Source organism: Thermostichus sp. MS-CIW-26 (genome assembly GCF_054059115.1).
In genome coordinates, this window is record NZ_JBSSBV010000010.1 from 13,898 (window position 1) to 36,001 (window position 22,104).

Annotated in this window: 22 protein-coding genes; 11 read left to right on the forward strand and 11 right to left on the reverse strand. The window is 57.3% G+C overall.

All coding sequences use genetic code 11. The features are described from left to right. Positions 1-213 precede the first annotated feature (213 nt). Positions 214-915 carry a hypothetical protein gene (locus ACVWZU_RS05215; RefSeq protein WP_457443726.1) on the forward strand — a complete coding sequence of 234 codons (702 nt, stop codon included), beginning with the start codon at positions 214-216 and terminating at the stop codon, positions 913-915. An 87-nt stretch (positions 916-1,002) separates the two neighbouring features. Here ACVWZU_RS05215 and rpe read toward each other — a convergent pair whose 3' ends face one another. Further along, positions 1,003-1,713 carry a ribulose-phosphate 3-epimerase gene (rpe, locus tag ACVWZU_RS05220; RefSeq protein WP_457443728.1) on the reverse strand — a complete coding sequence of 237 codons (711 nt, stop codon included), beginning with the start codon at positions 1,711-1,713 and terminating at the stop codon, positions 1,003-1,005. A 105-nt stretch (positions 1,714-1,818) separates the two neighbouring features. After that, positions 1,819-2,130, reverse strand: coding sequence for a hypothetical protein (locus tag ACVWZU_RS05225; RefSeq protein ID WP_457411225.1), 312 nt, complete (start codon positions 2,128-2,130; stop codon positions 1,819-1,821). 149 nt (positions 2,131-2,279) lie between these two features. Here ACVWZU_RS05225 and ACVWZU_RS05230 point away from each other — a divergent pair, with 149 nt between their 5' ends. Next, positions 2,280-2,681 (forward strand): VOC family protein, encoded by a 402-nt coding sequence (locus ACVWZU_RS05230; protein WP_457443730.1) that lies wholly within the window; start codon positions 2,280-2,282, stop codon positions 2,679-2,681. Positions 2,682-2,737: 56 nt separating this feature from the next. Next, positions 2,738-4,324 carry an NAD(P)H-hydrate dehydratase gene (locus ACVWZU_RS05235; protein ID WP_457443732.1) on the forward strand — a complete coding sequence of 529 codons (1,587 nt, stop codon included), beginning with the start codon at positions 2,738-2,740 and terminating at the stop codon, positions 4,322-4,324. Between the two features lie 37 nt (positions 4,325-4,361). On the opposite strand, the gene ACVWZU_RS05240 is transcribed toward ACVWZU_RS05235, so the two are convergent. The 9 genes from ACVWZU_RS05240 to ACVWZU_RS05280 form a co-directional block, all read right to left on the reverse strand. Then, positions 4,362-6,755 (reverse strand): VWD domain-containing protein, encoded by a 2,394-nt coding sequence (locus tag ACVWZU_RS05240; RefSeq protein ID WP_457439557.1) that lies wholly within the window; start codon positions 6,753-6,755, stop codon positions 4,362-4,364. 545 nt (positions 6,756-7,300) lie between these two features. Beyond that, positions 7,301-7,897: a hypothetical protein gene (locus tag ACVWZU_RS05245; protein ID WP_457439559.1), complete on the reverse strand. Its 597-nt coding sequence runs from the start codon at positions 7,895-7,897 to the stop codon at positions 7,301-7,303. Between the two features lie 18 nt (positions 7,898-7,915). Further along, positions 7,916-8,527 carry a hypothetical protein gene (locus ACVWZU_RS05250; protein ID WP_457443734.1) on the reverse strand — a complete coding sequence of 204 codons (612 nt, stop codon included), beginning with the start codon at positions 8,525-8,527 and terminating at the stop codon, positions 7,916-7,918. 316 nt (positions 8,528-8,843) lie between these two features. Then, positions 8,844-8,981, reverse strand: coding sequence for a DUF4351 domain-containing protein (locus ACVWZU_RS05255; protein ID WP_011433640.1), 138 nt, complete (start codon positions 8,979-8,981; stop codon positions 8,844-8,846). 85 nt (positions 8,982-9,066) lie between these two features. Further along, positions 9,067-9,900 (reverse strand): undecaprenyl-diphosphate phosphatase, encoded by an 834-nt coding sequence (locus ACVWZU_RS05260; protein WP_457443736.1) that lies wholly within the window; start codon positions 9,898-9,900, stop codon positions 9,067-9,069. Positions 9,901-10,131: 231 nt separating this feature from the next. Beyond that, entirely contained in the window at positions 10,132-10,650 is a 519-nt protein-coding gene (locus ACVWZU_RS05265) for a DUF2808 domain-containing protein (RefSeq protein WP_414418090.1), read from the reverse strand. 324 nt (positions 10,651-10,974) lie between these two features. Beyond that, complete coding sequence (gene psbZ, locus ACVWZU_RS05270) at positions 10,975-11,160, reverse strand: photosystem II reaction center protein PsbZ (RefSeq protein WP_011433643.1); 186 nt, start codon at positions 11,158-11,160, stop codon at positions 10,975-10,977. A 142-nt stretch (positions 11,161-11,302) separates the two neighbouring features. Next, positions 11,303-11,995, reverse strand: coding sequence for a queuosine precursor transporter (locus ACVWZU_RS05275; RefSeq protein WP_414329328.1), 693 nt, complete (start codon positions 11,993-11,995; stop codon positions 11,303-11,305). Continuing rightward, entirely contained in the window at positions 11,995-12,651 is a 657-nt protein-coding gene (locus ACVWZU_RS05280) for a response regulator (protein WP_457384811.1), read from the reverse strand. The genes ACVWZU_RS05275 and ACVWZU_RS05280 overlap by 1 nt, the downstream gene beginning before the upstream one ends. 251 nt (positions 12,652-12,902) lie before the next feature. On the opposite strand from ACVWZU_RS05280, the gene ACVWZU_RS05285 reads away from it, so the two are divergent. From ACVWZU_RS05285 to argH, 8 genes are all read left to right on the forward strand, one after another. Continuing rightward, positions 12,903-14,021: a class I SAM-dependent methyltransferase gene (locus ACVWZU_RS05285; protein WP_011433647.1), complete on the forward strand. Its 1,119-nt coding sequence runs from the start codon at positions 12,903-12,905 to the stop codon at positions 14,019-14,021. Between the two features lie 162 nt (positions 14,022-14,183). Beyond that, a complete protein-coding gene (locus tag ACVWZU_RS05290; RefSeq protein ID WP_457443739.1) occupies positions 14,184-14,654 on the forward strand; it encodes a hypothetical protein in 471 nt (156 codons plus the stop codon). 73 nt (positions 14,655-14,727) lie between these two features. Next, entirely contained in the window at positions 14,728-15,072 is a 345-nt protein-coding gene (locus ACVWZU_RS05295; protein WP_414329330.1) for an MgPME-cyclase complex family protein, read from the forward strand. Between the two features lie 150 nt (positions 15,073-15,222). After that, positions 15,223-16,761: an MFS transporter gene (locus tag ACVWZU_RS05300; protein WP_457443741.1), complete on the forward strand. Its 1,539-nt coding sequence runs from the start codon at positions 15,223-15,225 to the stop codon at positions 16,759-16,761. 139 nt (positions 16,762-16,900) lie between these two features. Beyond that, entirely contained in the window at positions 16,901-18,070 is a 1,170-nt protein-coding gene (locus ACVWZU_RS05305; protein ID WP_457443743.1) for a glycosyltransferase family 4 protein, read from the forward strand. An 80-nt stretch (positions 18,071-18,150) separates the two neighbouring features. Then, positions 18,151-19,848 carry a PP2C family protein-serine/threonine phosphatase gene (locus tag ACVWZU_RS05310; RefSeq protein ID WP_238376753.1) on the forward strand — a complete coding sequence of 566 codons (1,698 nt, stop codon included), beginning with the start codon at positions 18,151-18,153 and terminating at the stop codon, positions 19,846-19,848. A 471-nt stretch (positions 19,849-20,319) separates the two neighbouring features. Continuing rightward, complete coding sequence (locus ACVWZU_RS05315; RefSeq protein WP_414418088.1) at positions 20,320-20,538, forward strand: hypothetical protein; 219 nt, start codon at positions 20,320-20,322, stop codon at positions 20,536-20,538. Between the two features lie 130 nt (positions 20,539-20,668). Next, positions 20,669-22,102 (forward strand): argininosuccinate lyase, encoded by a 1,434-nt coding sequence (gene argH / locus ACVWZU_RS05320; protein WP_457443745.1) that lies wholly within the window; start codon positions 20,669-20,671, stop codon positions 22,100-22,102. Positions 22,103-22,104: the final 2 nt, after the last annotated feature.

Here is a 22,104-nt window from a genome sequence, read left to right on the forward strand (position 1 = left end):
TCTCGAAGAACCTTGTCTCTTTGGGTTAGGATCGGTTACTTGCTACCCTGCTTTTTTGCTGTGCTGATCTCATCCTACATTCCTGCTTCGACGGTTTTGAGGGGCAATGGGCCACAGCCGCAGCCAGTGGCGCAGTTTTTACCTCTCCGGCTAGAGCTGTTCGCAAGGCGCGGCCTCAGCCAGATTGGACGGGCAATTGGAACAGGGTTGCTGATGGCTATGCTCATAGGTGTCCCTTGCCCGGCGCTGGGGGAAACCTTGGTGCTCAAGCAGGGAGAAGTGCGCACTCTGCCCCTGTTGCAAACCCGGGCTCGGCTGCCCTTGCAAATGGAAATGCTCTATCTGGGCATGGTCGAGGAGCGCTTCTTGAGCTACGCCCGCGCCAACAATTGGGAGACCCTTTCTAGCGAGCGGGAGGATCCCCGCTGGAGCCGCTGGCAACTGCGCCCTGGGGGGGAGGCTCTTTATCTGCCCGATTCTCCCCCGTCCCAGAATTCCTCGGAGCCGCCCATCTACGCCCGTGGGTTTTATGTGCAAGCCTATTTTGTCGGCGGGCGCCTGGCGGGAATGCACCTGATTCGCAACCCTGAAGAGCCGGGCTTCAACTTGAAGGCCCTGCAAAGGCTTATCCGCGCCTGGTTTCCCGATAATCGCCTGATGTTGCATTACCAAATACTGCCAGAGGATCCCGAGCAGCAGGTGCTGGGCGCCTATCTGGGCACCATTCCTCCCCCCTACCTTGCCGATATTCGGCGCAACCGCGTGCCTTTTTGTCAGACTTTTCTCAGCCCCACTTTGCCCCAGCCGATCCTCCCCCCCTCCGTCGATGGGCCTCCCCATTGCCTGGGCACAACTGCCGTCAACAGCGGGACGGGGCCTTACGCTGCCCAGAAAGGGGCTGCTGCTTTGCGCTAAAGGCACGTGAGGAGTTGGCTCAGCGCAGCGCTGGGGTCAAGCCGGATTTCAGTAAGGGAGCAGTTTCCTTCAAAATGAACTGTCACCTTAAACTGTCACCAGCTCGGGACGGCGGCTGTTGCGAATGCTGCGAATGGTTTCGGCATAGTCTTTGGCTTTGAACACTGCCGAACCGGCCACAATGGCGTTGGCTCCTGCTTCAATCACCTGCCAAGCGTTGCTGGCTTTGATGCCGCCATCCACCTCGATCCAGGGATCCAGGCCCCGCTCATCGCACATGGCCCGCAACTGACGAATTTTGGGCACCACTGCCGGAATGAAGCTTTGCCCGCCAAATCCGGGGTTGACGCTCATGATCAGCACCAGATCCACCAGCTCCAGCACGTATTGGATCAGCTCCAGGGGGCTGGCCGGATTGAGCACCACGCCCGCTTGCTTGCCCAGATCCTTGATTTGGCTGAGGGTGCGATGCAGGTGGATGGTGGAGCTGGACTCTGCGTGCACGGAAATAATGTCGGCCCCTGCTTTGGCAAAATCCGCCACATAGTTCTCCGGCTCTACAATCATCAGGTGGACGTCCAGGGGCTTGGACGTCACCGGGCGCAGCGCTTCCACCACCAACGGGCCGATGGTGATGTTGGGCACAAAGCGGCCATCCATCACATCCACATGGATCCAGTCGGCCCCCGCCTCATCCACTGCCCGTACTTCCTCCCCCAACCGGCTGAAATCGGCTGAAAGGATGGAAGGGGCGATCACAATCGGCTTTTGCCCAGAGGTCGCTGACGGCTGCACCATGGTGAGTCCTGGGGATTGAAAACAGAGAAACGGAGAAACCTGCTCCTCTATGGTACGGGGTTTGATCCCCTTTGCAAAGCGTCATATCCCCTCTCAGCTTGGCACTCAAGGCTCCAGGGGGGACGTGGACTCTGGCGACAGGATCCCGTTCGCGTTGGCGGAACGGAGTCCTTTCAAGCTCGCATCGCCGGGCCACAGACCCTGCAAGACTTGGGCAACACGACGCCAGGGATCCAGCCGTTCCGCTCGCGGAAGCAGGACGGAGTCCTGGCTGCTTTGAGGCTCTGGAGAAGACTGCTCAGAGGGGGCGGGATCCCTTTCCTCCAGCCTCAGGGAAAGCTGCTGCAACTGCATGTAGATGCTGTTCACGGCCAACATGGCCAAGACCGTGCCGAAAAACTTGGTGCGGGATCCCATAGGTCAACCCCTGTGCGAAAACAAAGATACGGTTGTCGCGGGTGCGCTAGCTCCACCTTAGCTTACGGGTTTGGCTTGCCGTTCGGAGAAAATATTGATGTTCGCGTCGGCCTTGCAAAGCCCCACGGTCAAGATTTCCCAACAAGACAATGACTGCCCCCCAAAAGCCAACCTATCATCACCTGCACACCGCCCTTTGGGTGAGCGATCTGGCCAGAGCCGAACATTTTTACGGAACGGTGCTTGGGATCCCCAAGGTGGAACGGTTTGCGTTTAACTTTCCCGGCGCTTGGTATCAAGTAGGTTCCTCCCAAATTCATTTAATCGTGGCCGAGGAGCTGATGGATCCACGGCAGCGAAGCGGAACGGGATCCTCAAAGTGGGGGCGTAATCCCCATGTGGCGCTGGGGGTAGATGACTTGGAAGCGGTGAAGGCTCGCCTGCGGCAGGAAGGGTATGAGGTGCAACCGAGCGCTTCCGGGCGGGCGGCTGTGTTTGTCCGGGATCCGGATGGGAATGTGATAGAGCTAAGCTCGATTAGCGCAACTTAGCCATGAGCCATCTCCCCTCAGCAATGCCGCCGGTTGCAACAGCGTTGCGTAGCGATATGGGTTCTCGTTGCCAGTTCGATCCGGCCATCAGCTTGGTTAGTTCCGCGCAGATGCAGCGCATTGAGGAGCAGATCTTCTCTGCCGGCATGCCCGTTGCCGCTCTGATGGAGAAGGTGGGGCTGGCCGTTGTTGCTCAGTTGCAGAAGGATTTTCCGCAAGCCCAGCGCATTGGCATCCTCTGTGGGACAGGGCACAACGGTGGCGATGGGTTGGTGGTCGGGCGGGAGCTATGGCTGGCCCAAAAGTCGGTGAAGGTGTGGCTGGGCAAGCCGGATCTCAAACCCCTGACGGCAGACCACGCCCGCTATCTCAAGGCGCTGGGGGCAGAGTTTGTGGAGAGTCTTGAAGAGCTGGCCGATTGCGATTTGTTAATTGATGCCCTGTTTGGGATCGGTCTGAACCGGCCTTTGGGGGAGCCTTGGGCGGGGGCGGTGGGGTGGGCCAATGGCAGTGGGATCCCCATCCTCAGCCTGGATTTGCCGTCTGGCCTCAACGACCAAACCGGGGAAGTCTGGGGCTGCTGCATTCGCGCCAGCCATACCTATGCCCTTGGCCTTTGGAAACGGGGGCTGTGGCAGGAAGCGGCTCTGCCTTGGGTGGGACGGCTGCGCCGCATCGAGTTCGGGATCCCCCCTTGGGCCTACCCAGAGGTGGAGGTTCCCCGGTTGTTGCTGCGGCCTTGGCAGCACTTTCCCGCGGATCCCCCTTTGGATACCCACAAATACCGCCAGGGATCCCTGCTAGGGGTGGCAGGCTCGGCGGCCTATGCCGGGGCGGCCCTGTTGGCGGGGCTGGGATCCCGCGCCAGTGGGGTGGGTATGGTGACGATGGCGGTGCCGGCGGAGTTGAAAGGAGTGATCCACAGCGCCCTGCCGGAAGTCTTGGTCTATGCCTGGGAGGGGATCCCCGCTTTGCCCCAGGTGGCTGATCGCGACAGCGGGACGAAGTCCTTGAAACCCTTTCAGGCGGTGGCCGTGGGGCCGGGCTTGGGAGAAACCCGCTTACCGCTGCTGGAACTCCTGCTGCGGGATTGGGCCGGGATCCCCTGGGTTATCGATGCCGATGGCCTCAATGCTCTGGCGGAGATGGGGGTAGAGCGCCTGCCAGAAAACGGGATCCAGGCCATCCTCACCCCCCACCTGGGGGAATTTCGGCGGCTTTTTCCGGGGATCCCGCTTGGGGATCGCATCGAGGCAGCCCAAAGGGCGGCAGCCCAGAGTGGAGCAGTGGTGGTTTTGAAAGGGGCGCGGACGGTGATCGCCTCTCCCACTGGGGAATGCTGGGTGAACCCGGAAAGCACACCGGCTTTGGCCCGCGGTGGCAGCGGCGATGTCTTGACCGGTTTGATCGGGGGCCTAGTGGCGCGAAGAAGAGCTCAAGCCGGTCAACCTTTGGACGCTCCCGCCCTGCTCAGTTGCGCCTGTGCGGGGGTGTGGTGGCATGCTCAGGCGGCTGTCCATCTGGCGCAAGAACGCGGCCTAACGGGAGTGGATCCGGCACGGCTGGCGGAGCATTTGCCCCAGGCGCTGCAAGCTCTTCAACAGGAGGAAGTTGTTCATACCGTGTCGCAGGCGGGTGAATAAATACTCTAAGTCATAGCCCAAGCCTTCCTGCTTGCTCCTACCCTCCACTAGGGGTCACCCGGTAAAGGGCACAGGAATAGAATTCTGGCTGGTTACTCGAAAGCCTTGGACAGGCCACCAAACCAAAGCCCGCATCCTCCACCACTATCTTCTCCGGCTGCAAGCTAAAATCCTGCGGGATCCGGAAAATCGGACTCAGGGATCCCTGAGGGGACACCCGTGCCAACCCACTGCGCCAAGACCCTTCTGCATCTTCCAAAAGACGACTCTGCCCCAACAAAGCCACTAAGTTGGCTCCTTGTAGGTCAATATCCCGGATGGGTACAGAATCTCCACCATTTTGTTCTCGTATCACCCGCCCATCCACCACTACCGCTAGCCCCTGACTGGGATTGGCCTTGAGAATACTTGGATCCCCTTGGTTATTGGCCAGAAAATAATACTCCTGCCCGACGAGCTTGGTTGCGGAGTCATCCGAGATAAGCGAAAACCCAGGCGGGAAAAAAGCACTCAAATCCATCACCTGAGTGGTTTGCCCTGTGGCATCCACCTGCAGCAACTCCTGACCACAACAGGAACGCAGCCAATCCCGACTTTGCCGAGCCGTAATCACCGGGAAGCTATACCGGGTGAAAACGACGCTATTGCCCACCTGAACGAGGTTGGATAGGTATTCTACAGTTCCTCTTCCGAAGGCCCCAAATGGGAGATCATCCACAAACGTCGAGACTTGGCCCTGGGCATTCACTTTGTTCAAAACCCCCACATTCCGGGTTCCAACCCCTGCATCAAAGCTCCGAGTGCCTTTCAGCAGCATCACCCCATCTTCAAATGCACCGATTCTGCGGAACCACTCTGAATAGCCTGGCCATTCATTTTTTTCTGCCTCCAGCACTGGAATTACCCCTCCAAAAGGGGTGATACGACTCACTCTCTCCCTCCTATCCACACATGTATTGAATGAAAATTGATTACAAACTTCTTCCAGTACCCAATAATCGGAGCCAGATTTCACCAAGTCTCTGACTCGCCCGACACTGGCCAAGGGAGTGAAGGTATAGCCATCGGCCTCAGTGGTTCGATAAGTGCCCCCATACCCGGCCACTGCCTCTCCACCCATAATGGCAACATCAAAAATGCAATCTTCCAAGCTGAATCTTGGGTGCAACTGGATCCCAGAATCCCGACAGATGCGCTCTGCTCCTATGCGTTGGCTTGGGCTAATCTCCGCAAAGCCACTGGGAAAAGACCGGTTACTCAGGCTCTCGCTGCTCTCTCCGGGGCCATAGTCAAACAAAGACTCAGCAGGACTGACCCGCCAACTGTCACCGAAGACTGGGTAAAGCCCGTTAAAGTCCGTCTCGGAGACTAGCTGTCCACTGCGGCTTTGCAGGTCATTGCTGGGGTTGTAGTCGTAGTTGCCCAACAGGCCGCGTACTCGTCCCAAGTATTGGGGGGGTAGCTCCAAGGTAAAACTCAGGTGAGCAAAGGCTGCAGAGTTGGGGAAGTAGGGTTGAACGGTGAGTGTTTCTCCTTCTGGCCAGTTGAGGATGTACTCACCCTGATGGCCACGGAAGAGTTCGTAGCCGTAGCAGCCGCCGGGGGTACAGTTGGGGTCGGGGGTTTCCCATGCAGAGTCTTCGTCTTCTGGGTCTTGGGGCGGGCGTTCGGCTAAGGCGAGGAGCAGGTAGCCACCGGGGGGTAAGTCGGTGAGTTGGCCATCTATTCTCAGTTCCGGGGCAGGGGTGGTGTAGATGGCAACACGATGGGATCCCATTTGGGTGGCGATGGCACGAGTCATGCTGGCGACAGTGCTGCTGCCGAAGGGGCGGAAGCGCGCTTGCAGTTGAAAGTCCAGTTCGGGTACGACACTCTGGCTCAGGATATATTCTCCTACCCCGTGGAAGTCGTAGCGCAACCGGTCCAGGGTGTACAAATGCGGATCCCCTACCCCATCTGCTTTGCCGGCATCAGGATTCGCCTGGGAGGGATCCGGATCGCAATTGGCCCCCGGAGGACAGTATCCCCCGCCTGAGCCACCAGAACCCCCTGAGCCACTAGAGCCGGAACCAGAACCGCCTGTGTAGTTCAACTGTTTGCTGTCTGTGGCAACAAGGGGATCCCCGATGGGCCGACCTTGTGCATCCTTAATTTGGTATTCGGCCCGCGCATCAACTTGCATGTAGACCCGTCCTCCCTGGATGGGCCTGTCCAGGTTGAGGATGGTGGCTTGGGTGGTGAACTCGCCTTTTTCATCCGTTTCCCCTTCTGCGGGGTCAAGCTCACCATTGGTGATGCTAGGGAAGGTGATCTGCACGGGAGGTCGTTTGCCGGAGGCATCTTCTACAACTCGACCGCGGGCATCCAGCAAGCGGACTTTCAGTTTCAAGTTGGCTTGCCCTGTAGAGGTTGCAGGAGGAATGAATTCCATTTCCTCAATCTCAAGGTCTAAGCACTGATTGCTTGTGGGATTGAGAGTTTCTGCTGCATCCCCCAGCATTTGGAATATTTTCCGGCGAGCCTCGAAGTTCCGATTGAGGTAAAAGTTGTCAAATCTATGACCGTCAAGAGGTAGAGCATCAGGGCCAAGAGGAGGCACAAGCCTAACATTCCAGTCCAAAGGTTCAAGTAAAGATCTGGATAAGACTGGATTACCCTGAGCATCAGAGATTCCACCAGAGGCTCGAGCAACCTCTCTAACCAAATTGACCACTCTATCTTCATCAAAGGTGACATACAGAGGAATGTCATTGAGGCTAGAGATTGTGGATCCCATCATGTGGGCAACTTGAACCCCACCAAAGAAACAACCTGCAATCTTCTGAGAGGTTGCATTTGCAATTGTCCGCTTGGCAGCATCGACAAATATTGTTCCCTGAGAATTAGAGATAGTTAAGACATGATAACCATCTCTGGCATCATCCAAGGCTGGCCAAATGAAATTGTCGTAGAGAGAAGCTATAGTATTTCTTCGAATCATATCCAGATGTTGGTCGGCAATTCTATCCCGAATTTTTGACCAAGAAGATTAATTAGAGTTTCTTGGACATTAAACCTTTGCAATAGTGGCCTTAGAATATCATTTGCATTTGGGGCTTTTAGAAGAACACGAGCATATTGCCACGCTTGAGGGTCTGACAGTTCTGGCAGTGCTTCCCGAATCTTGAGTGCAATGGATGCAACGATTTGAAAGGTTGGGTTGTCTGCTGCTTGAGTTACATTTCCAGACGCAGTTATTCCTCCCAAAGCCATGTTGTAAGCAAGCCGATAGTTTGCGATGTCTTGCTCGAACCCAATGTTGTCTTTGAGTCGGCTCAATACATTCTCTTCGTTTCCTCCAATGGCAGCAATGATTCTATCACGATTATCCTCAGCGTCACGTATTTCAGTTGCCAGTCCGTTAATATAGTAAATTTTAGACTTGAGGACAAGTGCAGCGGTATTGAAGCTGAAATTGGGAGAAATAACTGAGTGAATATTTGGTCTGTTTGGTAATGAGCAAGACTTGAGAATCAGTACAGACAGGCAACAGCACAATAAAACAACAAGACGAACAGTATTTCGACCGAACATCCATTTATCCTCACTAATCTAGCGAATTGGGTCAGTACATGTCGATTCTTCTGCGCCAACGACTTGTCCAGAGAACTTGGCATCAACAGTTAAATCTGCAATAACTCTTTCCTGGGTGTTAAGCATTTGAAATTGCACTTCCCTTCTTGCTTCAGCAACTTCATCAATCAGGTCGAATTCATTTGCCCCGCCAAATGCTAACCGCGCACATCGAATTGCTCGGAAAACATCAAGCACTCTTGCACGCACCTGGTCTCGACTATCCCTGTCAACATTCACGATGCTTGCCTGTAAAGCTTTGGCGTATCGCAGCATGGCCTTCCGCTTCAGCTCATCATTGGGATACCGGCGGTAAATCCAGCGCTGCACATCATCACGCACGCCATCTCCATCGGCATCAATCCCCTCCAAAGTTTGCTTGCCCGCCTCCCCTGGATCCGGTGGCAAATTCGGAAACAATCTATCCAGTTCATCGACCGGGATCATATCTGGAGAGGGATCCTCACCCGGATTTTCTGGCACAAATCCAGTAGTGGGATCAAGATTGGGCTCTTCTTCTGCACTGGGGGCAGAACCTCCCCCGCCACTGCACCCACACAGCAACACCAACACAGAAGAGAGCATCAACATAAGCAGTATCCTGAGGCCGTTCATAATCGCCTTGGTTCTAGCAGTTCAAGTGGCACAAGTGACCCCCACAGGGATCCGGCAATCCTTCTATTGGAGCTACAAGCAACACAAAATTAGGGCAGGGATCCCTAGAAGGAACTCTCTCAGGAGGATCTACCGTTCATCACCCGACAAGAGCAAGACTGGATTTGCAGCCTGATGCTCAAGCAGAAACTAACATCTGCTTCAACAAAGTGCAAGTGCGCTGCAACACACGGGCTCAATCTTTAGATTCGTCAGCGTATGATACGGAGCCCTTTTTTGAAGGGGAGAACCTTTAATGGCTGAATCCATCAAGCCAGGTGGTGAGGTCAATCAACGACTGGAACTCCAGCAAGGCTAGACCCAGCTCTTCTAAGCGTTCCACTGGCAACGCGCGAATCTGACTTTCCACCTCCTCAGGCAGGGATCCCATTTTGCCAATCTTCTCAGTGGGAAAAGCAGCCAGAAAGGAGTGACCACCTCAGGGATCCCCGTGGATTGTAGTTGACTGAGCTTGATTAGGGTCTTAGGAACCCCAGCGCTAAACCCAAGATGATAAACAAGCCAAAGCCAATCCGATAAAAGATGAACAGCCAAGTGCTGCTGCGCTGCAAAAACTTAATCAGCCAATCGATAGAGAGATAAGAAAAAACAAAAGCAGAGAGAGTGCCCAACCCTTGCGGCAGCAAAGCCTCCACCTCAAAATCCGAGACAAACTCCAGTACCCCAGCCAAAAATAAAGCCGGGATCCCCAGCAAGAAGGAGTAGCGGGCAGCAACCGAGCGCTGCAAATTGAGGAACAAACCGGCAGTAATGGTGGATCCCGATCGCGATACCCCCGGAATCAGGGACAAAGCTTGGGCCAGCCCTACCCAGATCCCATCCCAAATACCTAAGCTGTGAAGGTCTCGCTGGCGTTTGCCCGTTTGCTCTGCCCAGCCCAACAACAAAGCCAAGCCAATGGCTGCAGTGGCGATCACCCACAACTGGCGGGGTGGGGATCCCCAAATGGCCTTGATGGCCCAGCCGGCAACCACAATTGGCACTGTTCCCACCAAGATCCCGACCGACAGCCGCCAAGGCTCCTGCTGAAAATCTCGTTCTCGCCAAGCCTTCCAAGAGCCGAGGATCAACTGGCGCAGGTCAGAGGCAAAGTAGATCAGCACCGCCCCCAAACTGCCCAACTGGATCACCGCCGTAAACGAAGCGCCCGCATCCGGCCACCCCACCAAAGCCGGAAACACCCGCAGATGGGCCGTGCTGCTAATGGGCAGAAATTCGGTGATCCCTTGCACCATGCCCAAAATCAGAGCTTGCCACCAATTGGGATACCAGGTGTCAGCAAGCAACAAGGTAAACACTCCCCCACCCAAACTTGCCGGATTTGCACAATCCCCATTCTTAGAAAAACTCAGAACTCCGGCTTTTTCCAGCAGCCCATACCACGGCGAACAAACACTTGCAGAGGGATCCCACCCCAACTGGCCGGGAACTTGGGTGTCGCTGTCCCAGACCCGCAAAAGGGCTGTGCCTATAGGATCGCCGCAAAGATCAACAGTAGGTCAGATCATCGGGTCAATAGATCAGAAGCCAATCCGCTCTGGGTCTTCAATGGTAATCAGCCAGTTGCCCACATTCCGGAAGAGGGGGTTGGGTTCCGTACCCCGTACCCGCGCCTCCACACGGTAGATACCGGCAGATGAAGGGTTGCGCACGTTGGAGAGCACCAGACGGATCTCCTGACCGGCAGCAATGGGTTGACGGGCCACCACCTCTAGAGAGCGAAACTCCTCGTTCCAGTACACTTGATCCAGCTCTACAGGCCGGCCTTCTACCTCCAGGCGGACACTTTCCGGATCGATGCGGCCATCGAAATTCCTGTCCCCGTTGATCTGCACTTCTGCCACCGCCACATTCTGGGGGGGAATGGTCAGGCGATAGCGATCCAAACGACTGCGAACCCCGCCAAAATCGAGCCGATAGCTGAGGACAGGTACCCCTTCACTGCCGGTGATCACCAAACCCGACTGCGCCTCTGCAGAATGGGGCACCATCAGGGATCCCAGGCTCCCCATCACCAGAACCGCCAAGGCCAGCCTCATGCCTCGCCGGGCAAGGCCAAGTTCCTGCGAACATTTCCCTGCTCTCAACACCCAAACCTCCGCTGGTTGAAACACCTCAGCACCTTCAAAGCTCACTAGCGCGGCCTGTAGACAGCCTGACCGATGGCAAGCAAGGCCGACGCCTCGCCGTCCATTGTAGAGGATGGGATCCTCTCTATCGAGAGAGCCTAGGGCTCACCGGGGTGCGCAAGTACGCAGTTCTGGCAGAGATCTCAACAAGAACTTTGGGCCACCATACCCACAGTGCAGCCCCCCACAGCGCCGATTGTAACGGCAAGATGCCCCTGCCCTTCTACTGCTTCTTCACTTGAGGAAACTCAGCACCCCCACCCCGATCACCATCAGCACCCAGAGCAGGGATCCCACCAAAATCACATTCTTGGCCCGGCTCCAGTCGCTGGCTGAGCTGTAGAGCACTGGCACCGCCACCACCAAGAGCAAGCTGTAAAGCACCAACACCAACAAAGCAATTTGGAAAACGAGCATCATCTTTCGGATCCCTCACAAAAGTCTTGTCTTGGATAAAAGCTCCCGGTAACACCGGATGGCAGCAGGATAAATAGGATGACGCTCTGACTATACCAAAATAGGATCCCTCCCAAGGCCAGATCCGTTGAGGCGGCTGATGGATTCATCTAGACACAGGCTGGAGGCGGAAGGGGTTAAAGTCGGTTGCCACATCGAAGTAGTCTTCTTGTTCTTGCTGCTTTAGCCAGCCGGTAATGGCATAGGTCAGGGGCGTGAACGCCGCCTCAACGGCACACTTGAACACATAGTTGGAGAGTATTAAGCTGCCCAGGCCAGGGAACACCCCCCAGAAGGCCAAAGTGACAAACAGACCCGTATCCACCGCTTGGCCCACCAGGGTAGAGCCGATGGTGCGTGTCCACAGCCACCGTCCCCGCGTCCACACCTTCATGCGGGCCAGTACATAGGCGTTGGCAAAGCTGCCTCCCCAATAGGCGATTAAGCTGGCCAGCACAAGGCGGGGCGTCAGGCCCAGAATCTGGTCGTAGGCTTCTTGATAGGGCCAGTCGGGGGCGGCCGGCAGGGATCCCACGATCATGAATGTCACCGACATGAGGGCCGCCGAGAGAAATCCCAGCCAGATCACCCGTCGCGAGCGGGCATAGCCATAGACCTCCGTGAGGATGTCGCCAAAGATATAGCTGAGGGGGAAGAGAATGGTGCCCCCGTCAAAGGTAAAGGGCCCCAGAAGAACGATCTTGGTCGAGGCGATGTTGGAAATCAGCAGCACGGCCACAAATAGAGCCGTCACCGCATCTAGGTGTCGATAAGCTCGCTCAAAAACCCTCTCAGACATCAGGATCCCCCCAACAACTTACGGATGTGCCGCAGCTCCTTGACGATCAAGGCCAAGCCTTGGCTATGCCGTTCCACTTCGCCGGCGAGCTTACGGATTTGTTCTTCCAGGTTAGCGCTGTGGGATTCCTGACGGTCTAGACGCTGGCTGAGGCTGGAAAGCCGCGTCACCACCTCCCGCTGGATCAGGTTTTCCGTGCCTTGAATCAGCAGCGTCTCGATAGCAGTGAGCTTGTTCAAGAGCAATTGGGTGTTGGTTTCCCCTCCAGCCTCCGGGGCAGCTACGGGGGCCACTTGCAGAGCCTTTTGAATTTGTGCAAGGAGAGCCTCCGCCTCAAACGGTTTTTCGATAAAGTCGAAATCGACAAAAGGCTCAGGGATGCGGGCCGTCACCTGCTCCTTCATCCCCGACATCATGATGATGGGGGTATTTTTCAAACTGTCTTCGCGGCGAATAGCCTGCAACGTGTCATAGCCATCCATCTTGGGCATGACAAAATCCAGCAAGATCAGGTCGGGGTGATGTTTTTTGGCCGCTTCCAGCCCTGTCAACCCGTCTTTGGCCTCCACCACTTGGAACTGATCGGCCAAGATGCTGGCCACCATCTTGCGAATCATGATGCTATCGTCAATGACCAACACCGTCTTGGTTGTCATGCTGAGGCGCTCCCTCTTCCCATTGACTCGACCTGATCGGCCCTTTCCTCCAGCCCATGAGGCGAGCGGGGAAATTTTTCTAGGACACCACTAGAGTACTCTCCTGTTCGGCCAGATGGAGCGTGCCTACGAATCCCCTTCCGCCAGGTTTCCCCTGATCCCAGTGGCTGCCAGCTCGGCGCGGCCGCCTTGCTATAATTAAGTGTAAACAAACGTTAAGCCTTCATTCTTCATTCGCACCTTGCAGGGTTATGAGCCTACAACTAAGTCCTGAGCTGTCGCTGCCGATCCCATCTCCAGTCGGAGAAGCTGCCTACCGCGCTTTTCAGTGGGGCAAAAACATCTTCGGCTTTGCCCACAAAGCGCTCTCCACCCAAGCTTCAGATCTGATGCTCTCGGTGCTCAGGGATCTGCAAAGCTTCTCCTCCGGAAGAACCCCGCCGCCGCGGGCCAAGGTGCGGGTGAGCGCTGACACGCTACAGGTGTTGCGGGCCCGTTATGAACAACTCCTGCAAGCGGACTGGCAAGATGCTGAGGCAGGGTACTACCCGCACGCGCTCTTGTTCGACAACCCCTGGCTGGACTTTGCCCGCTATTACCCGCAGGTGTGGTTGGATTTGCCGCAGATTACTCGGCGGGTTCACAGCAAGCGTTACCAAGAGTTTTCTCAAGACATCTCCACCGAGGGCTATCCGAAATACTACCTGCAAAATTTTCATTACCAAACCAACGGCTATCTGAGCGACAGCTCGGCTGAGCTTTATGACCTGCAGGTGGAGCTGCTGTTTGGGGGCACAGCGGATGCAATGCGCCGTCGGGTGATTCGCCTGCTCAAAGATGCCTTGGATCCCACCTTGGTCAGCCCCCACATCCTCGATGTAGCCTGTGGCACGGGGCGGATGCTGCGCTTGCTGCGGGGATCCCTGCCCAAAGCGGCTTTGTACGGTCTGGATCTTTCCCCCGCCTATCTGCGCAAGGCCAACCGACTGTTGCAGGAGCTGCCGGGGGAGCTGCCCCAGCTTATCCGCGCCAACGCCGAGGCCATGCCCTATGCCGACGCCACCTTTGACGCCGTCATCAGCGTTTTTCTCTTTCATGAGCTGCCTGGCCCGGCCAGACAAAATGTCATCAACGAGATGAGTCGGGTGGTGAAGCCAGGGGGCGTGGTGGTCATCTGCGACTCGGTGCAACTGCTGGATTCGCCAGAGCTGAAGGAGACGATGGAAGCCTTTATGCAAACCTTCCACGAACCCTACTACCGCGACTACATCCACGACGATCTGGGGGTGCGCCTGCAACAGGCAGGCTGTGCGGTGCTGCGCCGAGAAACTCACTATGTCAGCGCCTACACCCTAGCCCGTAAAGGTTGAGCGCCCTTTCCACAAGCTTAAGAGGAAGAGTAAATCGGCGGTCACTTGTCCAGAGGGTGTATAGTAGTTTTAGACACGAAACCTTGGATGAGAAGACGGGCCACTAACTGGATAACCCTTGGGTGCAAGTCCGTCTAAGATCTTTTTCTTGTACTTAGGCTCATGTCCCACCCCCATGGATCCCTCCGCGCCGGTATCACTGCTCTCAAGCAGGAGCGCTACCTGGAGGCGATCAACCTTCTCGAGTCGTTCTGCTACTGCTGTTCCATCCAAGAAAGACAAGAGAGTTTGTCCCGCCGCCTGAGCGAGCGCAATGGCTCGAGGGCAGATCCGGAAGAATGCGTTTTGGCTCGTGTAGCTCTGATCATGGCATATCAGGGCAGTGGTGACTTGGAGCGCTCAACTGCCCTTTGCCAAGAGCTGTTGGAGGAGAAGGAAACTCCTGAGTCCGCTTCCTGGGCTCGGGAATGGGCAGCTCAGGCTCTACCTACCCTCAAGCAGGCTTCAGAACACTCCATGCCCCCTGAGGAAGTCATGGCGCGACTACCCGTTCTCCGGCAGTTGGAAGACTGTCAGCCGCTGTGTAGCTCCCGCAATCCGGCTCCGCATCTGCTCAAATCTGCCTCTCTCTGAGGGAGAGGATCTGCAAGGAGCGGTGGACGCCCGGCTCTAGCCTTTATTCTCAACACAGTTCCACAGCAATCTTATGTCTGCTGCCGAACCGACTACCTATCATTTTGTCGTTGCCAGCCTGTCTTTCTTACGTTCTGAGCCTCTGGAAGAGGTGCTGGAGGAGCGTCGTCGATACTGCGAGGAGCGCCATTGCCCTGTCGATTTCTTCTGGGTGCCCCAGCCGGCCTTCATGGAAGCTCCAGAGTTAAAGCCCCTGCGGGACAAGTTGAAGGAGCCCCTGGGGGCAGTGGTATCCACCAACGCGGATTTTATTCGTTGGCTGAGCCTGCGCTTAACCTTTGTAGAGAAGGGCAGCTTTGTGGCTCCAAGCGAGTCGATCCCGGATCCCTTGCGCTCCTTGTCTGCCGCAGGAAGCTAGGCCTGCCGATTCCCAAGATTTGGGTTGGTGGATTGGAAGGCGGGCCAAGATAAGATCAGGGCACCCCATTTCCACTTTTGTTTGCTGACGGGATCCCATTCTGTTGTGGGGCCGACGTCGGGGAAATGGGCAGGTCACCTGGGGAGCATCATGACTTGGGAGCAACGATGGGGCTGGCCGGAGGGAGGGGCAGGGATCTGCCACCCCAGTTCCCCTCTCCGGGATCTACCTGCATCAACGCCAAGTTGGGGACTGAAGTCAGAAGCTCTCTCGCCTGAGCCGACAGCAAGCCCCGCCCTCAGCTCGCCGGAGTGTTCTCCTGGGGATCCCCTGCCGGAGCCACCTCCTGAGGATCCCGAAAAAGGGCAAAAGGAAGAGGAAGATCAAGGTCTGGCTGAGCCGGGCCTGAGAAACTTTCTTGCCGTGCTGCGCCGACGCAATTTCCTGCTGCTGTGGATGGGGCAGGTGTGTTCGCAGTTGGCGGACAAGGTGTTATTGGTGCTGCTGATCGGCTTGGTTGCCCGCGAATTTCAACCCGAAGGGGCTTCCATCAGCGGTCAGGTTTCGGCCATCATGCTGGCTTTTACGCTGCCGGCGATGCTATTGGGCAGCCTGGCAGGGGTATTTGTGGATCGCTGGCTGAAAAAAGGGGTGTTGGTGCTCTCCAACCTGGGGCGCGGGATCCTGGTGCTGCTGTTGCCGCCGCTGCTTTGGCTCACTGCCGGGCGCGACCTTTGGCCGGGGATCCCCTTGGGGTTTGCGGGGCTGTTGCTGGTGAGCTTTGCCGTCTCGGTTCTAACCCAGTTTTTTGCTCCTGCCGAGCAGGCGACTTTGCCGCTGATCCTGCCGAAAGGAGAGTTGCTGGCGGCCAACTCCCTGTACACCACCACGATGATGGCTTCGCTGATCGTCGGGTTTGCTGTGGGGGAGCCGCTGTTAACCCTGGCGGATCGTTGGATACGCCATTGGTTGCCGGGCTGGGAAGTGGGGCCGGAGCTGTTGGTGGGAGGAGCCTACCTCTTGGCGGGATCCCTGCTGTTGCTGCTACAACCCCACGAGAAGCTGGAGCCCCGGCGTTGGGAAGTCCCCCACCTCTGGGAAGATCTCCGCTTGGGCCTGCACTATGTCGGCCAGATGCCCCTGATCCGAGCTGCCTTGGTGCAGGTGGTGGTGCTTTACTCGCTGTTTGCGGCGCTGGCAGTTTTGGCGGTGCGCATGGCCGAAGTGATGGCAGAGCTGAAGCCGGATCAGTTCGGGGTGTTGTTGGCCGCTGCTGGCCTAGGCATGGGGATCGGCGCCTTTTGGGTGGGCCATACGGGCCGACGGGTGAGCCGCCGCGCCTGGGTTGGCCTGGGATCCCTGCTGCTCTGTGGGGCTCTGGCAGCCCTCTCCTGGACGACCCACTGGCTGCTGCCCAGCTTGGGCTGGATTGCCCTGTTGGGCTGTGGCGGGGCTCTGGTGGCGGTGCCGATGCAAACCTTGATCCAAGAGGAAACGCCCGACCATCTGCGGGGCAAGATTTTTGGGCTCCAGAACAACGCCGCCAACATTGCCCTCAGTTTGCCGCTGGTGTTTACGGGATTGGCGGAAGCTTGCTTTGGCCTTCCCTGGATGTTTGTGGCCCTGGCTGTTCTGACGGGGCTGGCGGGGCTGTACACCTGGAGCTTATTGGGCAGAGAGGCCCCCTAAATCCTGCCGCAGCGCCAGGCTGGATACCCTCTTCTGGGGGAACGGGCCAAGGCAGGAGCCAACTCTGCTACTCTTGTAGAGGTTTAAGAATCGAGACTCCCTTTGCAGCTCAGCGTTTCAGCTCCGCGGGGATCCGCCCATGCACATCGCCTGGATAGGCAAAAAGACACCTTTCTGTGGCAACGTCACCTATAGCCGCGAGATGACCAACGGCCTTTTGGATCGAGGGCATCAAGTGAGCTTTTTTCACTTCACCAACGACGGCCAACCGCCCGCCCTGGATCCTGGAGGTGAAGGCTGGAGGGCGGAGCTGGATCGTCGAGACGTTTCCCTCCCCTGTCTGTACAAATCGCAGATTTACACGATCCCGGCCCCCAACGCCAAGCGGTTGCTCACCCAGGCCCTCAAGGAATTGCAGCCGGATCTGGTACATGCCTCCTTGACCATTTCTCCCATCGACTTTGTGCTGCCGGAGATCTGTGCTGAGCTCAACCAGCCGCTGGTGGCCACCTTCCACCCGGCCTTCGACCGGCGGCGGCGCAACATCGCCTCTCGCACCCAATACTTGGCCTACCAGCTCTACGCCCCGTGTTTGGCCAACTATCACCGCACCATTGTCTTCTCGGAAACGCAGCGGGAGATCTTGGTCAAGCTGGGGGTGCGCCCCCAACAGGTGGTGGTCATTCCCAATGGTGTGGATGTGGACAAGTACGCGCCTGGGCCCTCCACCCTCAAACAGCGGTTGGGACTGGAGCGGATCTTCGTCTATCAGGGGCGGGTTTCGCCGGAGAAAAACCTGGAGGCCCTGCTCAAGGCTTGGAAACACTCCCAAATGGGGGAGAAGTGTGGTCTGCTGATCGTGGGGGATGGGCCGCTGCTCAACACCCTCAAGCCCTGCTACACCCTTCAACATGGGATCCACTGGCTGGGCTATATTGCCGACGAGCAGCAGCGCATCGAGATCTTGCGAGGAGCCGATGTGTTTATTTTGCCCTCTTTAATCGAGGGGCTCTCTTTGTCCCTGTTGGAGGCGATGGCCTGTGGGCTGGCAGCAGTGGCCACCGATGTGGGTGCCGATGGCGAGGTTTTGGCCGATGGAGCCGGGATCCCGCTGGATCCGACACGGGTGACAGCAGAGCTGCAAACGCTGCTGCCTTTGCTGCGGGATCAACGGGAGTTTACCCAACTGCTGGGGATGAAGGCCCGCCAGCGGGTGCTGGAGCGCTATACCCTCAGCCACAACCTCAGCCAGGTGGAACAGCTCTACCGAGAGCTGTGCCAGGGATCCCGTCAGCATCGCTGGGTGTGAGGGATGAGTGTGATGAAGCTTGTGATATTTTTGCTAAGCTGTTTCGTTACGTTTCCAAGGGATTAACGCCAGTCTTCCCGATGGATGATCACAGCCCCCAAAAGGCCGTTTTAGGGCAGCCCCCTGCCGGGCTGTCAGATTCTTTGTGGTCAGAGTCCTTGCTGGCCCAGGATTCGGGCAAAAATCCCCTCCCCCCCAATGCTCCGTCGCTGTCGCCCACGGACAATTCGGGGGACTTGCGCTCAGCTCAGACCGGCCAGGATGAGGATCCCACCTCTTCAGGTGCCGTTGCGTCCGATGATAGAGAGCTGCCGGAGGTCAAGCCGGCCATTGTGCCTGCCCCTGCAATGCCGGATCGGGTGGCAGAACTGGAGAGAGAACACCATCGGATGCAGTATCTGCTGGCGTGGCTGGCTTTTGCTCTGCGCTCTTTTAACAACTTGAACCAGATCCTGGAGCTGACGGCTTTTGTGGCCAGCCAACTGACCGATGCCGAAGGCGGAGCCCTGGTTTTGTTCAATCCCAACGGCACCATCCAGTTGGATCAACTGCATTGCTCTGATCTCAATCACCGCGAGCAGATTCGGGCTGAGATGGAGCAAATTACCCAGACCCTCTCGGCTCAAGAGCCCATTCTCAAAACGGAGGGATCCCTGTCTGTTAAGATCCCTGCCCTTGAACACCTCTTGGACGAACGGTTCCGCCAGAGCTTGGGGCCGGATGTACGCCTTTTCGGCACGCCGCTGCTGATTCGCAACTCTGTCCAGGGTCGCTTGTACGTCTTCAGCCGTCAGCCTGGCTACCACTGGGATGAACGTCGCCAACAACTGTTGCGCTTGGTCGCCGATCAGGCAGGGGTGGCCATCGAAAATGACCGCTTGACGGCAGCCTTGCGCCGCAAGATGGCCCTGGAAAAAGAAATGGAGATTGGCTCTTACATCCAGACCCAACTGCTACCTCGGGAGTGCCCTCAAGTCAAGGGGATTCGCTTGGCAGCCCGTTGCCGGGTGGCCAGCAAAGTGGGGGGCGACTACTATGACTTCATCAAGATTCCCGGCGAACGCCTGGAAACATCCGACTCATCTGAAGAAACGGCAGGCTTTCGCTTGGCCATCGTCATTGGGGATGTGATGGGCAAAGGGGTGCCCGCCGGCCTGTTGATGACCATGACCCGCGCCATGGTGCGGGCGGAGGCCCTCAACCGCCATTCGCCGGCCCGTGTTCTGCAACATCTGAACCGGGCCATGTACAGTGACCTGGAAAACTCCAATCGCTTCATCAGCCTGTTTTATTCGGAGTACGATCCCCGCTCCCATCGCCTCTGCTTCAGCAACGCGGCCCACAACCCCACCCTGTGGTGGCAGGCCCGCACCCGAGAAATTCAACCCCTGGACACAGAGGGGGCGCTGATCGGCTTGGAAGAAAACAGCCACTACTCGGAAAGCTGCGTGCAACTGCAACCCGGGGATGTGGTGGTGTACTACACCGATGGCTACACGGAGACAGCCAACACCCGCGGCGAGCGCTTGGAAACCTCTGGGCTGATGGACGCCATCCAGTACGCTGCCCGTCGCTACGACTCCCCCGAAGACATCTTGGAGAGCTTGTTTGAGCAGATGGATGCCTTCCGAGGCCGTCGGGGATCCCACCCTCTTCCCCTATGGCTGCCCGAGGATCCAGAGCTTCTGTTGCAGGACGAGATTTCCCTGCGGCCTGAGCCCGTGGACGACACAACGCTGGTGGTGTTGAAGGTGTTGCCCGACTCCGAGCCAGCCTAGCTAAAAAAGTTCAAACTCAGGGTTAATGACAGCAGGCCGCAACGCTCACAATAGCTCAAGCAAGCTACTCAACGCTACTGGGCTGGGCAGCAACGGTGGGTTGGTTGACGTGGTTTTGCCGGACTACTAGGCTAGTTGGTTAGTTCTGGCATGCGTTCTGCATGGGCTAAAGCCTGCTCCAGCTTTAGTCTGTGTGGCTCTCTCAGAGAGCAAGGAGCGGCTACCTGCAGCTTGCGGGGAAGTCACGCCTGTGGAGATCCCTCTGGCGGGGCAGTGGGGGTGATCTCTGCTGCCAGCCATAGTTCGTTAAGGCAGGAAGAAAGCAGAAGCGCGGCAGACGCTGAGCACTCCGCGCCGCCGGTGCGAGTGGAAGTGTTTGTTGGCGTTTCGTAGGTCTTTCAGAGCGGTACGCTCTAGCTGGCGGAGCTACCAGGTTGGCTGCACTGTGTTATCTACACCTGAGGTACAACCATGAACTTCTCTCCTTCTGGGTCTGAGACCGCTTCGGTTTACTTGCCGGCCCCCGCGGCTTTCCAGACGGAAATGATTGTCGGGCAGGTGTTCCGACAGGATGTGCTGGGCGATATCCGCAAGGGTTGGAATGGCTTTGTGGAATCGGGCCAAATTTGGGCGCTTTTGATAGGGATCGTAGTGGGCTACATGCTCAAGAGCATCACCAGCTCCCACTAGGGCCTTGTCGCCATTGCTCTAGCTGGATCCAGTTGGGCTGAGCCGGCGGGGTTTTGGCCGTCGGTATTTGGTTTTTGTGCTTTTTCTTCTGCAGCGGGGTCTTTCTTCCCATTCTCCCAGTTCCCAGCCGATGTCTGAGCCGACGGTAACTTCCACCCCTCGCCCCTGGAGCCAACGCTTCGAGGGATCCCTGCACCCTGCCATTGCCCGCTTCAACGCCAGTATCGGCTTCGACATCCGCCTGCTGCCCTACGATGTGGCCGGATCCCTGGCTCATGTGCAGATGTTGGCCGCTTGTGGCATCCTGACCCAGCAAGAGGCCGACCAGATCCGGTGGGGATTGGAGCAGATCCAACAGGAAGCGGCTGCCGGCACCTTCCGGCCCGATCCAGAGGCAGAGGATGTCCACTATGCCGTCGAGCGTCGTTTGGTGGCTTTGGTGGGGGAAGTGGGAAAAAAACTGCATACCGGGCGCTCCCGCAACGACCAAGTGGCCACCGATCTGCGCCTCTATCTGCGAGATCAGATCGATCACCTTCGTCAAGCCCTCTGGGAGCTGCGCGGAGTTTTGTTGGACTTGGCTGAGCGGCATCTGGAGACAATCCTGCCCGGCTACACCCATCTGCAACGGGCTCAGCCGATTAGCTTGGCCCACCACCTCTTGGCCTATGAAGAAATGCTCTGGCGAGACTGGCAACGGCTGGGGCGGGTGCGGGAAGAGGTGAATGTCTGCCCCCTCGGATCCGGAGCTTTGGCCGGCACTTCCCTGCCCATTGATCGGCAGCTCACCGCCCATCTGCTGGGATTTGAGCGGATCAGCGCCAACAGCTTGGATGCCGTCAGCGACCGGGACTACCTGGTGGAGTTCCACGCTGCCGCCAGCTTGATTTTGGTGCATCTCAGCCGCCTCTCGGAAGAGATGATCCTCTGGGCTTCCCAGGAGTTCGGCTTTGTCACCCTCACCGATGCCTGTGCCACCGGCTCCAGCCTCATGCCCCAGAAGAAAAATCCCGATGTGCCGGAGTTGGTGCGCGGCAAGGCGGGGCGGGTGTTTGGCCATCTCCAGGCTTTGTTGGTCACCTTGAAGGGGCTGCCGCTGGCCTACAACAAAGATCTCCAAGAAGACAAAGAGGGACTATTCGACACGGTCGATACCCTGAAAGCCTGCCTAGAGGCGATGACCCTTCTGCTGCGGGAAGGGATCCAATTTCAACCTGAGCGCATGGCCGCTGCTGTGCAGGAAGATTTCTCCAACGCCACCGATGTGGCCGACTACTTGGTGCGCAAAGGGATCCCCTTTCGCACAGCCCATGATTTGGTGGGGCAGATTGTGCGCATTTGTTTGGCAGAGGGGATCCTGCTGCGGGATCTGCCCTTGGAGCGCTGGAAAACCTTCCACCCGGCCTTTGAGGCGGACATTTTGACGGCCATTGAGCCCCGCCAGGTGGTGGCCACGCGGCTCAGCGCCGGGGGAACGGGCTTTGCTGTGGTGCGAGAAGCCCTGCAACAGGCCCAGGCCCGCCACCAGCAGCCAGAGCCATCGGAAGAAACTCCACAAACTTAACA

What these genes read in the sequence shown, in the direction of transcription:
- ACVWZU_RS05215 (WP_457443726.1), top strand. Translation starts at nt 214, where the DNA reads ATGGCTATGCTCATAGGTGTCCCTTGCCCGGCGCTGGGGGAAACCTTG.
- rpe (WP_457443728.1), bottom strand. Translation starts at nt 1,713, where the DNA reads ATGGTGCAGCCGTCAGCGACCTCTGGGCAAAAGCCGATTGTGATCGCC.
- ACVWZU_RS05225 (WP_457411225.1), bottom strand. Translation starts at nt 2,130, where the DNA reads ATGGGATCCCGCACCAAGTTTTTCGGCACGGTCTTGGCCATGTTGGCC.
- ACVWZU_RS05230 (WP_457443730.1), top strand. Translation starts at nt 2,280, where the DNA reads ATGACTGCCCCCCAAAAGCCAACCTATCATCACCTGCACACCGCCCTT.
- ACVWZU_RS05235 (WP_457443732.1), top strand. Translation starts at nt 2,738, where the DNA reads ATGGGTTCTCGTTGCCAGTTCGATCCGGCCATCAGCTTGGTTAGTTCC.
- ACVWZU_RS05240 (WP_457439557.1), bottom strand. Translation starts at nt 6,755, where the DNA reads ATGGAATTCATTCCTCCTGCAACCTCTACAGGGCAAGCCAACTTGAAA.
- ACVWZU_RS05245 (WP_457439559.1), bottom strand. Translation starts at nt 7,897, where the DNA reads ATGTTCGGTCGAAATACTGTTCGTCTTGTTGTTTTATTGTGCTGTTGC.
- ACVWZU_RS05250 (WP_457443734.1), bottom strand. Translation starts at nt 8,527, where the DNA reads ATGTTGATGCTCTCTTCTGTGTTGGTGTTGCTGTGTGGGTGCAGTGGC.
- ACVWZU_RS05255 (WP_011433640.1), bottom strand. Translation starts at nt 8,981, where the DNA reads ATGGGATCCCTGCCTGAGGAGGTGGAAAGTCAGATTCGCGCGTTGCCA.
- ACVWZU_RS05265 (WP_414418090.1), bottom strand. Translation starts at nt 10,650, where the DNA reads ATGAGGCTGGCCTTGGCGGTTCTGGTGATGGGGAGCCTGGGATCCCTG.
- psbZ (WP_011433643.1), bottom strand. Translation starts at nt 11,160, where the DNA reads ATGATGCTCGTTTTCCAAATTGCTTTGTTGGTGTTGGTGCTTTACAGC.
- ACVWZU_RS05275 (WP_414329328.1), bottom strand. Translation starts at nt 11,995, where the DNA reads ATGTCTGAGAGGGTTTTTGAGCGAGCTTATCGACACCTAGATGCGGTG.
- ACVWZU_RS05280 (WP_457384811.1), bottom strand. Translation starts at nt 12,651, where the DNA reads ATGACAACCAAGACGGTGTTGGTCATTGACGATAGCATCATGATTCGC.
- ACVWZU_RS05285 (WP_011433647.1), top strand. Translation starts at nt 12,903, where the DNA reads ATGAGCCTACAACTAAGTCCTGAGCTGTCGCTGCCGATCCCATCTCCA.
- ACVWZU_RS05290 (WP_457443739.1), top strand. Translation starts at nt 14,184, where the DNA reads ATGTCCCACCCCCATGGATCCCTCCGCGCCGGTATCACTGCTCTCAAG.
- ACVWZU_RS05295 (WP_414329330.1), top strand. Translation starts at nt 14,728, where the DNA reads ATGTCTGCTGCCGAACCGACTACCTATCATTTTGTCGTTGCCAGCCTG.
- ACVWZU_RS05300 (WP_457443741.1), top strand. Translation starts at nt 15,223, where the DNA reads ATGACTTGGGAGCAACGATGGGGCTGGCCGGAGGGAGGGGCAGGGATC.
- ACVWZU_RS05305 (WP_457443743.1), top strand. Translation starts at nt 16,901, where the DNA reads ATGCACATCGCCTGGATAGGCAAAAAGACACCTTTCTGTGGCAACGTC.
- ACVWZU_RS05310 (WP_238376753.1), top strand. Translation starts at nt 18,151, where the DNA reads ATGGATGATCACAGCCCCCAAAAGGCCGTTTTAGGGCAGCCCCCTGCC.
- ACVWZU_RS05315 (WP_414418088.1), top strand. Translation starts at nt 20,320, where the DNA reads ATGAACTTCTCTCCTTCTGGGTCTGAGACCGCTTCGGTTTACTTGCCG.
- argH (WP_457443745.1), top strand. Translation starts at nt 20,669, where the DNA reads ATGTCTGAGCCGACGGTAACTTCCACCCCTCGCCCCTGGAGCCAACGC.